Genomic DNA, 12,875 nt, shown 5'->3' on the forward strand with positions numbered 1-12,875 from the left:
TTGTTCTCCGTCGAGGCGCCCGGTCGGCATGCCGCCGGCGAAATTGCGCGTCAAAAGAAGTTTTTCAATTTTGCCAGCCAGCCTTCGTCCGGCTCCCCACCCGTTTCCTGTTCATGGTGCGGACGCTCGACGCCGTTGGTGAGCGCGTTGACGAAGGTGACAAGATTGACCGGCGCGAAATCCAGGCCGTGAAAATTGGCGCGCCACCGGCCTTCCTTGTCGATGACATGAGTGACGATGCCGTGCGCCTGAATGCCGTCATCTGTCTTGCTGAATCTGTGGCCGAAGGCTTCCGCCAGCTTGCGGGTCGCGTCCTCCGGCTGATCGGGTGTCGTGGTCAGGAACAACCAATTGACCGGATCGAGCCCGTGCGCCGGCCCGTAGCTGCGCAGCACGTCCGGCGTGTCCCGCGTCGGGTCAGTGGTGATAGTCACGAAGGTGACCTGGTCCTTCATCGGCGTGGCGTTCACCATCGCCTGGATCTCGGCGATCTTCTCGGCGTGGAGCGGGCATACGTCCGTGCACGACGTGTAGACGAAGTGGAGGACGACGACCTTGCCATGCAACTCGGTCGGCCGCACGATACGCCCCTCAGCGGTGCGCAGGGTGAAATCGGGTATCGGCTTATCAATCGGCTGGAAATACTTCTCGTCGCCCTTGAGCATGGCGTCGACTTCATCGAGCGAATGCGCCTGCGCGCCGTGAAAAAGGCCGAGGATCAGCGCCGCCAGTGCGATCAGGCCGCACAGCAAGCGCGTGCCCAAAGTCGGCGAGAGCGCTTGCCGCTCGTTTTGGGTCTGGATAGGCATCAACCGCTGCCTTTCGTGGTGCCTTCCCCATCCGCTTTTGGGGCAGCGTTTTCCGTTTGGCAGGTGCTGCCTGTCATCCGGTTCATGCACAGGCCGAGCGCGCACATGGCCACGCAAGGCAGGACGCTGAGCAGCAGTGGCGCAATGCCCGCGGCGACCAGCCATGTCCAGTTGAAGGCGAGGCCGGCGACGGCAATGACCATGCCGGCAGCGATTAGTCCGCGCCGGTCACCGAGATAGTGGCGGATGGCGTGAAGAATGCTGCGGCCGAGCGAAGCCTGCGAGGTTTCGGGCGATTCTGTTGTGGTCATGTCTTTTCCTTTCTCAGTTGGCCCCGAAATGGCTGCGGATGAACGCCATCATTTCGGGTGAATCCCATTCGGCTGGGCCGATCAGCCGGCCGATTTCCTTGCCCTCGCGGTCGATCAGCAATGTCATGGGAAGGCCGAGGGCGCCGAGGGTGAACATCGCCTTGCCCGTTGTGTCGATGTTGAGGGCGAGATGCTCGACGCCGATCTCGGCGAAGAACTTTTTCACGATGTCCGGACCGCCGCGATCCATCGACAGCGCGATGACCTCGAAGTCCGGTCCGCCGAGCTTGGCTTGCAACCGGTCGAGCGTCGGCATTTCCTTGCGGCAGGGAGCGCACCATGTCGCCCAGATGTTGAGCAGCAGGACCTTGCCGTGGAAATCCGCAAGCGTTTTCGGTTGACCGTCGGCGTCCTCAAAGCTGATTTCCGGCACGGGGACGGGAGCCTCATGAACGGCGAAGTCCTGCGGCGGCTCGACGGCCGATGCGGGCTGCGCCACCGCGAGCAAGGCGCCGAAGAGCGCGAGAGCGAGCATCTTCACGGTTGCCGCTCCTTCGCCTCGGCCCTCAGGCGCTCGACGAGCGGCATGATCGTTTTCTCAAGGGCCTCGTCCGTCACCGCGCCAATGTGCTTGTAGACAATGCGGCCGTCGGCACTCACGACAAAGGTTTCCGGTATGCCGTAGACGCCCCAATCGATGGAGACGCGGCCGTTCAGATCCGCGCCGGTACGCGTATAAGGATCGCCCATCGTGTCGAGCCATTGTGCGGCGTCATCGGGCCTGTCCTTGTAGTTGAGCCCATGCAGCGGCACCGTCTTGCTCGCCGCCAGTTGTATGAACACAGGATGTTCCTCGCGGCAGGCCAAGCACCAGGATGCGAAGACGTTGACCAGCGAAACGTCGCCCCGCAGGTCACCGCTCGACAAACCAAACGTGCGGCCCTGGACCGGCGGCAGGCTGAATTGGGGCACCGGCTTGCCGATCAGCACCGATGGAATGTCGGACGCATTGCGCGTGAGCCCCCAGGCGAGCAACACGGCCAGCCCGACGAAAATCATCACGGGCAGGACGACCAGTAATCGTCGAAGCAAGGCGCGCCGAATGGCTGCCGGTCCCGCATCGGATTGAACGTCACCGCTGGTCATGATGCACCCGGCCGATTGTGGTCCGACGACCCGTCAGCACGTATCTTGCGAGTGCTGCGACGGCGAGCACCAGAACCAGCAGCACGAGGAAACCGGCAACGGACAGGAAGGTCATCGCAAGCCAGGTTCTGGCCGGACAATCGGAAATGTCGGTCAACATCGCGGTGCCTTTCACTCCGTCGCGTAGACGGTCGGCGCCTTGCCGTCCTTGGTGAAAGCATAGATCGTCCAGGTCCCGTCTTTCTCGCCGCCCATGCCGGGCGCGCCCGTCGGCATGCCGGCCAGCGTGATGCCTGTGATTGCTGGCCTTTCGGTCAAAAGCTTCTTGACGATCTCGACCGGCACTAGGCCGTCGACGACATAGCCGTCGACCATCAGCGTATGGCAGCCTTGCAGGTCGGCCGGCACGCCGGCATCGCCGCTAATCTGCGAGAGGTTGTTGACCGGCTTGATCTCGACCTTGAAGCCATTGTGCTCCAAATAGTTAGCATAGGATTCACAGCAGCTGCATTGCGGGTTCTTGTACATCACCGCTTCGATCGTCGCGGCGACGGCCGGAAGGGGCATGGCGATCGCGACGGCGAAGGCCGCAAGCGAGTAGGTCAGTTTCATGGCAGTCTCCTCGGGTTCCAGAAATTCATCGCCGGCCGTCACTGCGTCGCGTAGACGGTCGGCGCCTTGCCGTCCTTGGTGAAGGCGTAGATCTTCCAGGTCTCGGTCTTCTCGCCGCCCATTCCCGGCGAGCCCATCGGCATGCCGGCCATGGCGATGCCGGTGATTTGGGGCCGTTCCGTCAGCATCTTCTTGACCAAGTCGACCGGCACGAAGCCGTCGACCACGTAGTCGCCGATCACCACCGAATGGCAGCCTTGCAATTGCGCGGGAACGCCGAGCCCAGCGCTTATCTGGCTGAGGTCGTTGGTCGGCTTGAGCTCGACCTTGAAGCCGTTCTGTTCGAGATAGGCGGCGTAGGTCTCGCAGCAGCTGCAGCTCGGGTTCTTGTACATCACCGCCTGGATCGTTGCGGCGAATGCAGGCATCGGCATTGCGATTGCGACCGCGAGAGCGGCGATTGAGTAGGGCAGTTTCATTTGCAGTTCTCCTTGGGTGATTGGGTGGCGAAAAAATCAGGTCACGCGGAAGACGGTCATCAGACCCGCCATCTGGTGGTCGGCGACATGGCAGTGCAGCATCCAGTCCCCGGGATTGTCGGCGACGAAGGCGCATTCGATCACATCCTTGGGGGCGAGCAGCACCGTGTCCTGCCATTGGCGGTGCGGCACTGGCGAACCGTTGCGCGAGATGACCGACAGGCTGAAGCCGTGGACATGCATCGGGTGCCACCAGGCGGTTTCGTTGCTCATGGTGAGATGGCAGGTCACACCGCGTTTCAGCGTGAACTGCGGCGCCATGCCGGCATGGCCGTCGCCGGTCATCGACATGCCGTTGATCGCCCAGGCCGCACCGCCGTTCATGCCCATCATCCCCATGCCCATCATGCCGCCGACGCCCTTGAGCTTGCCGCCGCCCATCATGCCGCCCTGCAGCACGATCTCCTGGCGCTCGGCGCCAGCGAGGTCGGGCTGGGGCAAGGGGTTGCGCGGCAGGCCGACAGGCGTGTCGAGCGGATGGGTTCTCAGCGGCGGCGCTGCGTCATAGGCCAGCGTGGTCAGCGTATAGGCGAGGCCGTCGTAGAAATCGTCGATCACCGCGTGGCGGCTGCCGGGGTGGCCCTGCATGTCGAGCACGATATCGATGCGCATGGCGGGCGCCAGCACCAGGCGACCGCCCTCCGGTTCATGCGGATCGCAGGGCTGGCCGTCGATGGCGACGACGACCGGACGGTGGCCTTCGAAGCGCAGCGCCATCATGCGGGCAAGCGAGGCATTGGCGAGCCGCAGCCTGACGCGCTCGCCGGCCTTCACGCTCCGATCGCCTGGCCCCGTGCCGTTGACGGTGACGACATTGCCGACGCGGCCCGACATCGAGGCATCCATGGCACTGCCGAAGCCGCCGGCGATCTGCCCATCGGCCGCAAGCCGCCAGTCCTGCAGCAGCCACAGAATGTCACGGTCGACGGCGACCGGCTCGACCTCCTCAACGACCAGTGCGCCGGCAAGGCCTCGGCCGAGCTGGACCAGGCTGTCGGCGTGCGGATGGTACCAGAAGGTGCCGGCGTCCGGCGGTGTGAACTCATAGACGAAACTTTGCCCCGGCCCGATCGGCTTCTGGGTCAGGCCCGGCACGTCGTCCATGGCGTTTGCCAGGCGAATGCCGTGCCAGTGGACGGTCGTATCCTCGTCGAGACCGTTCTCGACAGTGATGCGGACCGGCTGGCCTTGCCGCAGGCGCAGGGTCGGGCCGGGAATTGTGCCGTCATGGGCCCATACCGTGGTTTGCGGACCACCTGCGTCGATTAACCGGGCATGGGCTGGCGCGACCTTGATACGGCGCTCATCAACTGCGGCTGCCCGCGCCGGGCGCATCGACGTCGAGACGGCGACGCCCGCCGCCGCAAGCAGGAACCCGCGGCGCGACAGGAAAAGACTGGAATTGCTATTCACCCTTACGTTCCTTGCGATCTCGATCGACGGCGAGCGTCGACTGATTGCTTGTCCGCGCCCGTCGCGCATCAACGCGAGCGGGCGACCGGACGCCGGACATCAGCCGTGGGACGGCTGAAACGGCGTCAGACGAGAGCGCTGGCTCTGGGAGGGTATGGGTCGGGCAGGGAACTTCGCCCGTGCAGGAACGGCGCCGGCAGCGGCGATATTTGCGACGGCAGCGGGATTGTCACCATGTCGAGCTTCTGCGGCAGCAACGCAAGCGCCGGGGCAATGCAGGTCGGCGGGCAGTATATCCCCTTGCCGTCACCGCCGGCACCCTTGAGGCACCCCTTGCAGTCACCCTTCATGGCGGCATCGGCCATCTTGTCCATGCCGGGCCCCGCAGGCATGGTCATGCCATCGCCGGCAGCCATGCCGGCCGTCATCGTTGCCGACATGATGCTGGCCTGTGCACCGGACAGGCTGAGCCCCACGGTCAGGAAGACCGCGAGCAGCGTGACAAGCATGTGTTTTGGCGACAGCCGAGCCAACATCTGCTCAGGCTGACCGCAAAGTACGGTTTTTGCAAGTGCCAATGCTGTGACATAGCGACCAAGGGGAGCCAATCAGTGCCGGGCATGCTCGCATTTATCGTGATCCGCCAGCACTTCGATGACACGGCATTCGCAGACTTTTCCGTGCCGGCAGCCTTCGACCATATGCTCCAGCTCGGCTTTCAATGCTGTAAGGCTGCGTATCCGCTGAACCACGTCGGCCAGACGCGCCTGGGCAATGGCGTCGGCGGTCGCACAAGGCTGGCTGGGATTATCCTGCAGCGTCAGCAGCGCCCTGATGGCTTCGATCCCGAACCCCAACTCGCGCGCGTGCCTGATGAAGGCGAGCCGGCGCAAGTCTGCCGCTTCATACTGCCGGCGATTGGCTTCGCTGCGGGCAGCGGCAGGAAGCAACTCAATCTGCTCATAGTAGCGGATGGTTGGAACCTTCACGCCGCTGTGTCGGGCCGCTTCACCGATGGTCACACCTGCTGACATTTTCGCTTGCTCCTCTAGTCGCTAGAGGATGTAGCGTCGCGCTCGAAGATACAAGAGGTTCACCATGGCTGCGACCAAACAACAGATCCGCTATCGCGTGGAAGGCATGGATTGCGCCGCTTGCGCCAGCAAAATCGATACGGCCGTGCGGCGGATGCCTGGTGTTCAGGACGTCAACGTATCCGTTTCGGCGGGCACTCTGACGGTCACTCATAGTCCCGAAAGCAATCTCGGCGCGATCGAGAGGAAGGTCGCCGGCCTCGGCTACGCCGTCGCTCTGCTGACCTCCAAGTCTGGGACGGCGGCATTCGATCAATCCGCCGACGACCATGCAGACGGAAGGCACAATCACGACGAGAACGTAGCGCGGTTACATGATAACGATGATGCGCCGGCGTCGGAGCCATGGTGGGACAGCGCCAAGGGCCGCCTGGCCATCGCCAGCGGAGTCGCCTTGGCCGTGGCTTTCGCGATTGATTACGCCTGGCCCGCAACCGGCCCGTGGGCCTTCATCGCCGCAATGCTGCTCGGCCTGGCTCCGATCGCGCGCCGAGCGGCCATGGCCGCAGCGGCAGGCATTCCGTTCACAATCGAAATGCTGATGACTGTGGCGGCGGCCGGGGCCGTCATCATCGGTGCCGGCGAGGAAGCGGCGACGGTGGTCTTCTTGTTCCTGATCGGCGAGTTGCTCGAAGGGGTTGCGGCCGGCAAGGCACGGTCCAGTATTCAAGCGCTCACGGTCCTCGTTCCCAAAACCGCGTTCGTCGAGAAAGGCGGCCAGACCCGCGAGGTGCCGGCCGAAAGCCTGGCTGTGGGCGCCATCATCCTCGTGCGGCCGGGCGACCGGATTCCGGCTGACGGCGAGATCACCCAAGGCGGGAGCGCCATCGATGAATCACCCGTCTCCGGTGAAAGCGTGCCGGTGCGCAAGGACGTCGGCGACACGGTCTTTGCCGGCACTATCAACGGCGACGGCGTGCTGCGCGTCAAGGTGACGGCGACCGCCGCAGACAACACGATTGCACGCGTGATCAAGCTGGTCGAGGAGGCGCAGGAAAACAAGGCGCCGACCGAGCGCTTCATCGATTGCTTTTCGCGCTGGTACATGCCCGGCGTTGTCGCCGTCGCGGCGCTTGTGGCCGCCACACCGCCGCTGCTCTTGGGCGGCGATTGGAACGAATGGATATACAAGGGGCTGGCGCTGCTGCTCATCGGCTGCCCGTGCGCGCTGGTCATTTCAGTTCCGGCGGCGATCGCGGCGTCGCTTTCGGCCGGAGCCCGGCGCGGCCTGCTGATGAAAGGTGGGGCGGTGCTGGAAGGGCTCGCGACCATCAACGCCGTGGCGCTCGACAAGACCGGCACGCTGACGCTCGGCAAGCCACAGGTCACCGATGTCGTTGCGGTGGGTGCCAGTGAACGCGACATCCTTTCGCTCGCGGCAGCGCTTGAGATCGGCTCGAGCCATCCCCTCGCTTTGGCCATCCTCCAAAGGGCCAAAGCCGGCAACATTCCCGTGCCGCCTGCCGCCGAAGCCAAAGCGATCGGCGGTAAAGGGGTTATCGGTCGTGTCGGCGGCAAGAACCTGTTTCTGGGCTCGCCAGTCGCGGCGGGCGAGATAAACCTGCTGCCAGCAGACCAGGCGGCACGCATCGTGGCATTGAACGATGAAGGCAAGTCAGTGGCGGTGCTGCTTGTAGACAACGCGCTGGCCGGCTTCATTGCCATGCGCGACGAACCCCGGCCGGATGCTTTCGCCGGGCTAAAGGCGCTGACCAATGCAGGCATCAGGACAGTCATGCTAACCGGCGACAATAAGCGCACGGCGGCTGCCATCGGCAAACAGCTCGGCATCGAGGTGCGCGCCGAACTGCTCCCTGAGGACAAGCAGCGCATCCTCGGCGAGTTGAAGGGGCAGGGGCTTAGGGTAGCCAAGGTCGGCGACGGCATCAACGATGCGCCGGCACTTGCCGCGGCCGATGTCGGCATTGCCATGGGCGGCGGCACCGATGTGGCTCTTGAAACGGCTGACGCAGCGGTGCTGCATGGACGCGTCGGCGACGTTGCGGCCATGATCAGGCTGTCCCAAGCAACCATGGCCAACATCAAGCAGAACGTCACCATTGCGTTGGGCCTGAAGGCAGTGTTCCTGGTGACGACGATCGCCGGCATCACCGGCCTCTGGCCCGCCATTCTCGCGGACACCGGGGCGACGGTGTTGGTGACGGCCAATGCCATGCGGCTGTTGCGTTGGAAGAGCAGCTGGTAAGAGCGACAACGGCATCGTGTTAGGACAGACCATGCAGCAAGCCATTGCGTCGGACGGCCTTCGCCGGGTGGTGCTTGTCGTCGCACTGCTGAACCTGGGTTATTTCGGCATTGAATTCGCTGTCGCGCTGGCGATCGGCTCGGTGTCGCTGTTCGCCGACAGCGTCGATTTTCTGGAAGATGCCTCGGTCAATCTCCTCATACTGCTCGCCATGGGATGGTCGCTGCGTGCCCGCTCGCGGGTCGGCATGGCGCTGGCGCTTATCCTGCTGGTGCCGGGCCTGGCGACGCTGTGGACCGCGTGGGAAAAGTTCAACATGCCGGTGCCGCCGCAGCCAACGGCGCTGACGCTGGCGGGATTGGGCGCTCTGGCGGTCAATCTGTCGTGCGCCTACATGCTGGCGCGCTACCGCCATCACAGCGGCAGTCTTACCAGGGCGGCATTCCTCTCGGCCCGCAACGATGCGGTCGCCAATATTGCGATCATACTGGCCGGATTGGTGACGGCCTTCCTGTGGCGCTCGGCGTGGCCGGATTTGATCGTCGGCCTGGGAATCGCGGCACTGAATGCAGATGCGGCGCGCGAGGTCTGGGAGGCAGCTCGGGAAGAGCACCGGGCCGTTTCGTGAACTCCAAAACGCTCAGCGCGCTGCCGCATTGCCAATCCGCCAATGCGGGCCCCTATACCGGCCAGCAGTCAGCCAGAAACTTGCGCGATCTCTAATATAATCGCACCCTTTCAAAGCGGTCGGAGGGAGAACCGCCCATAAGTAAAAATCGGGAGGAAAAACCATGAACAGCATGAGCCTCACCACACTTGGACGAAGTCGACCGGGTTGAAGCGGTGAAACGATGAACCGCACAAGGCCACGCACGTCATCAAAAGGCCCGCGCCTCCGAAGAGGACGCGGGCCGATTTCGTCGGTATGCGCTAGGCAGGTATCAAGACGGCGATCCGGTGGATGCCGACCACCTTGCTGGTGTTGGCTGCCTCGTCGGTCTTGCCCTTGGAGCAGGTGTACACGTCACCTTCCTTGAGCTTGAATTCCTTGTCCGCCTTCTTGATCGTGAATTCACCGGCAGCAATGGTGCAGACCATATCGTTGTCCATCACCATTTGAGGGGCGGCTGCTCCGGGCTGAAAGACTATATCGACAATTGAGATGCTCTTGTAGGCGGGGATATCGGAATTGCCGGTGCCGACCTCGACCAATCTGACGCCGGGTGCAATCTCCTTGCCTTCCTTCGGGCCGTATTTCTTCACCTTTGCCGCCGCCGCCAGCGTGAACAAAGGCGTTACCGCTGCCGCCGTCACGCCGAGCGCAATCGCGGACCTGCGATTCATGGTTTTCATCGCGTCCTCCCATTTAATGTTTGGCCACGCACCAATGCGCATGACCACAATACATTAGCACACATGCAGATAATTGCAGCACGGCGTTTCGGAGCTTACGGAAGCGAACCGCCTCCCGGTCGAATGCGACCGAACAGCAAACAATTCCATGCTATGCTGGCGAGCCATCAAACGGGCGACGGGGGATAGCAATGTTGGAAACGGACAAGGTATTCGCTGGCTCAATTCCGGAAAACTACGACCGCTATATGGTGCCGTTGATTTTCGAGCCGTTCGCCGCAGATCTTGCACGACGAGCAGCGTCCTTGTCGCCAAGCGCCGTTCTGGAAACCGCCGCGGGCACCGGGGTTGTCACCCGCGCATTGGCGCCAAAACTGTCCGCCGATGCAAGCTATGTCGTAACCGACCTCAACCAGCCGATGCTCGACTACGCCGCTTCGCGGCAAGCTCCCGACGATCGCATCAAATGGCGTCAGGCTGATGCTCTGGCGCTACCGTTCGAAAATGCGGCCTTCGATCTCGTTTGTTGTCAGTTCGGTGCGATGTTCTTTCCCAACCGCTCATCCGCCTATCGCGAAGCCCGGCGAGTCCTGAAGCCCGGAGGACATTTTCTATTCAGCGTATGGGATCGCATCGAAGAGAATGTATTTGCGGACGATGTGACCAATGCCCTGGCGAGGATTTTTCCGAACGATCCGCCGCGCTTTCTGGCACGCACGCCGCATGGCTACCACGATACGGCACTGATCCGTAGCGAGCTGGAGGACGCAGGTTTTTCCGGTGTGGTGATCGAGACGAGAGCCGAACAAAGCCGTGCCTCCTCGCCCCGCGTTCCGGCCGTTGCTTATTGCCAGGGCACTCTCCTTCGCAATGAAATCGAGACCAGAGAGGCGGGAAAACTGGACGCTGCAACCGACTACGCCGCAGCCGCGATTGCTGACAGGCATGGCAGCGGCGAGGTTGCTGCCAAAATCCAGGCTCACATAGTGGTGGCTGTGGCCTAGGTGTTGGATATCCCGCTCCGGCACTTCGCGACATTCAGCTGCTGTGCGGCAAACATCTTGCCGCTATCCCGAATTCTCAGAGGTTAACGTTCATTCGCCCGAGTGGCAGGTCGACAAGTGCCAGGTCGATAATCGCCGGTTTGACCGATCGCCGGGGCTTGATGGCGGCGGCTGCCGGCCGCGCGATTCCGGTCGGCCCGGCTTCACTTTGGCAGCCATGGCCGACTCCGCCCAGCAAGGTCTAGTCATTTCGCTTTCTTGACTCGGCCGACAAAAACGGGCAGCAAAGTCATCATTGGAGGGCAGTTTTGCCACCTATGCAGGTTTTGGAGGGCGTTTTTCGGTGTGACCGTCGCCCAATCGGCGGTCGGTAGAGGGATTGGTTAACCAACTTTGTCCATCTTTTGAATCAATCGGCAACAGACGCAAAGCGTGCTGGGGGCACCAGGCGAACTGTGAATGTCACGGCTGCGAAATCCGCTAGCCGGCATCGGCCGATTGAGAGTGGTTGAATGGCGTTTGTAAGTGCGAAAACCCGGGGTGACAGTCCTGCAACTGGATTGACTTCGATGAGGCCCGGCCTGCGCTGGGTCGCGGTTCCGGCCGTCGGCGCAGCCATTGCTTTATGGTCGGTGGCGACCTTGGCCGGCCTTTATTCAGTGGGAACCTCGCTCAGCGCCGCTTCCAACGGTCTCCCGCAAAGCCTGCTCGCGCCGCGCACCATCGCGCTCGCCGATCCTCGCCGCAGCCTTCCAAAGGCGCAGGCCCCGACATGGGCCGCAGCAAACGCGGCGCTGTCGGCCAAGCTGCTGCAGCACGGATGCGATGCCAACTGCCTGCGGTCGGCGTCGAACTTCGTCCACCAGGGAAAATCGGCCCGCCTCAAGCGCAACACCGTGCCGCTTGTCGCTGATGCGTCGCGGCAATCGAGCTTCGACGACGTGGTCGCCAAGGCCGCGCTGTCGCCGCAAAAGCTTGCCGCCGCCTTTGCCCGTGCCTCAGCCGGCTCTCCCGTCATGCTCGCCAGCCTGCCGGCCGACGCCCGGTTCGCCGAGCCGGTACGCATACCCGACCCGAACGGCCCGGCGTCAGTGCGCTTCGGGCCCGCGGTGGCGGAGATCGAACGCTCGTCGCGCCTTGCGCTGGCGCTGGCGAATACATTGCCGGAGCAGATGATCGACGTGCTCCCGGCAGCCGTCGCGGCAAGCGAGCCCGCGGCTTCGCAAGAGCCGCAAGAACCTGAGGTCCAACTGGCCTCGCTGCCGCCGCAAGACGACATGCCCGACAGCATTCCGCTGCCGACGCTGCGTCCGCGGGCGGACATCGATAAGCTGGCCGAGGCGCCGCGGGCTCAAGCGTCAAGAGATCAGGCGCCAAAAGACCAGGCGCGAAAAGATCAGGCGCAAAAGGATCAGGCATCGAAAACGGAGCCGCCCAAGGCGCAGGCCTCCAGGACCGCCAAGGCGAGCAAGGTGCAGACGGCCGACGCTCCGCCGGTCGAGACGCAACCCGGCAGCCTGTCGCCTCGCAATTCGTCACAAGCGGCAGTGCCGGGTGTGTCGGGCAAGCCGGGCAAACGTTCGAAGACGCAGGGCGGCGACATGCTGGCCTATGCCAAGCCCGACATGCCTTCCGGCGGACTCGGCGGAGCCTTCAGGAACCTGTTCACCACGCCCAACATGGGTACCGGCGTCGCCGTCTACGACATCTCGGCCAAGACCGTCTATATGCCCGACGGCTCGCGGCTGGAGGCACATTCGGGACTGGGCGCGATGGTCGACCAGCCACGCTACGTCCACAAGAAGAATGTCGGCCCGACGCCGCCGGATACCTACAATCTGACGATGCGCGAATCGCGCTTCCACGGTGTCGAGGCGATCCGTCTGACGCCGGCCAGCGGCAGCAACAAATATGGCCGTGACGGCCTGCTCGCCCACACCTACATGCTGCGCGGCGGCCGCGCCGAATCGAATGGCTGCGTCGTCTTCAAGGACTATGCCCGCTTCCTCGCCGCCTACAAGAAGGGCAAGATCAAGCGCCTCGTCGTGGTGCCGCGCCTGTCGAAGCCGCTGACACGCGTCGCCCAAGAGGGGCGAGGGGCTTAGGTCGCTCGCGGCAGCCCTTCATGGCTTCGTCATCCCAGGGCGGAGCGAACGCGAAGCGGAGCGCAGACCCTGGGATCCATGCCGTTACGTCAGCCGAAGAATGCAACGACGCAGATTGAAAGCCGTTCTGTAGCGATCCCTTTCACCTCCTGTCCTTCCCGCATCAGAAAGTCCCGCCCGTTGCAGCGCGGAGAGGTCACGGCATGATGGGGTGGACGGCGCCCGACGGCATCGGATGTGCCAGAATGAGTTCGTTGAGATCTCAAACAAGGGAGCCGTCCGT

The 12,875-nt window shown here is 63.3% G+C and carries 15 protein-coding genes; 4 read left to right on the forward strand and 11 right to left on the reverse strand.

Going from position 1 to position 12,875, the window contains the following annotated elements; genetic code table 11:
* Positions 1–50: 50 nt before the first annotated feature.
* The 10 genes from NKH41_RS19465 to NKH41_RS19510 form a co-directional block, all read right to left on the reverse strand.
* Positions 51–764 carry an SCO family protein gene (locus NKH41_RS19465; protein ID WP_352771294.1) on the reverse strand — a complete coding sequence of 238 codons (714 nt, stop codon included), beginning with the start codon at positions 762–764 and terminating at the stop codon, positions 51–53.
* 44 nt (positions 765–808) lie between these two features.
* Positions 809–1,120: a hypothetical protein gene (locus NKH41_RS19470; RefSeq protein WP_352769524.1), complete on the reverse strand. Its 312-nt coding sequence runs from the start codon at positions 1,118–1,120 to the stop codon at positions 809–811.
* Between the two features lie 13 nt (positions 1,121–1,133).
* Positions 1,134–1,655 carry a TlpA disulfide reductase family protein gene (locus tag NKH41_RS19475; protein WP_352744225.1) on the reverse strand — a complete coding sequence of 174 codons (522 nt, stop codon included), beginning with the start codon at positions 1,653–1,655 and terminating at the stop codon, positions 1,134–1,136.
* 2 nt (positions 1,656–1,657) lie between these two features.
* Entirely contained in the window at positions 1,658–2,266 is a 609-nt protein-coding gene (locus tag NKH41_RS19480) for a DsbE family thiol:disulfide interchange protein (protein WP_352473263.1), read from the reverse strand.
* Positions 2,253–2,426, reverse strand: a complete 174-nt coding sequence (locus NKH41_RS19485; protein WP_352473265.1) for a hypothetical protein — start codon at positions 2,424–2,426, stop codon at positions 2,253–2,255. Before NKH41_RS19485 ends, NKH41_RS19480 begins: the two co-directional genes overlap by 14 nt.
* An 11-nt stretch (positions 2,427–2,437) precedes the next feature.
* Complete coding sequence (locus tag NKH41_RS19490; RefSeq protein ID WP_352473266.1) at positions 2,438–2,878, reverse strand: DUF411 domain-containing protein; 441 nt, start codon at positions 2,876–2,878, stop codon at positions 2,438–2,440.
* A 38-nt stretch (positions 2,879–2,916) separates the two neighbouring features.
* A complete protein-coding gene (locus tag NKH41_RS19495; RefSeq protein ID WP_352703986.1) occupies positions 2,917–3,357 on the reverse strand; it encodes a DUF411 domain-containing protein in 441 nt (146 codons plus the stop codon).
* A 36-nt stretch (positions 3,358–3,393) separates the two neighbouring features.
* Positions 3,394–4,830, reverse strand: a complete 1,437-nt coding sequence (locus NKH41_RS19500) for a multicopper oxidase family protein (protein ID WP_352933368.1) — start codon at positions 4,828–4,830, stop codon at positions 3,394–3,396.
* Between the two features lie 125 nt (positions 4,831–4,955).
* Entirely contained in the window at positions 4,956–5,339 is a 384-nt protein-coding gene (locus tag NKH41_RS19505; RefSeq protein WP_352501311.1) for a hypothetical protein, read from the reverse strand.
* Positions 5,340–5,438: 99 nt separating this feature from the next.
* Positions 5,439–5,864 carry a MerR family transcriptional regulator gene (locus NKH41_RS19510; protein ID WP_352769529.1) on the reverse strand — a complete coding sequence of 142 codons (426 nt, stop codon included), beginning with the start codon at positions 5,862–5,864 and terminating at the stop codon, positions 5,439–5,441.
* 64 nt (positions 5,865–5,928) lie between these two features.
* On the opposite strand from NKH41_RS19510, the gene NKH41_RS19515 reads away from it, so the two are divergent.
* On the forward strand, positions 5,929–8,130 hold the full coding sequence (locus tag NKH41_RS19515) for a heavy metal translocating P-type ATPase (RefSeq protein ID WP_352769532.1): 2,202 nt from the start codon (positions 5,929–5,931) through the stop codon (positions 8,128–8,130).
* 31 nt (positions 8,131–8,161) lie between these two features.
* On the forward strand, positions 8,162–8,758 hold the full coding sequence (locus NKH41_RS19520) for a cation efflux transmembrane domain-containing protein (protein WP_352452320.1): 597 nt from the start codon (positions 8,162–8,164) through the stop codon (positions 8,756–8,758).
* Between the two features lie 302 nt (positions 8,759–9,060).
* On the opposite strand, the gene NKH41_RS19525 is transcribed toward NKH41_RS19520, so the two are convergent.
* Entirely contained in the window at positions 9,061–9,483 is a 423-nt protein-coding gene (locus NKH41_RS19525; protein WP_352473275.1) for a hypothetical protein, read from the reverse strand.
* Between the two features lie 191 nt (positions 9,484–9,674).
* Here NKH41_RS19525 and NKH41_RS19530 point away from each other — a divergent pair, with 191 nt between their 5' ends.
* Together NKH41_RS19530 and NKH41_RS19535 are read left to right on the forward strand one after the other, a co-directional pair.
* Positions 9,675–10,487 carry a class I SAM-dependent methyltransferase gene (locus tag NKH41_RS19530; RefSeq protein ID WP_352769535.1) on the forward strand — a complete coding sequence of 271 codons (813 nt, stop codon included), beginning with the start codon at positions 9,675–9,677 and terminating at the stop codon, positions 10,485–10,487.
* A 569-nt stretch (positions 10,488–11,056) separates the two neighbouring features.
* A complete protein-coding gene (locus NKH41_RS19535; protein ID WP_352473277.1) occupies positions 11,057–12,592 on the forward strand; it encodes a DUF2778 domain-containing protein in 1,536 nt (511 codons plus the stop codon).
* Positions 12,593–12,875 lie beyond the last annotated feature (283 nt).

The organism is Mesorhizobium sp. M1169 (genome assembly GCF_040318345.1).
In the GTDB taxonomy this organism is placed as follows: Bacteria; Pseudomonadota; Alphaproteobacteria; order Rhizobiales; family Rhizobiaceae; genus Mesorhizobium.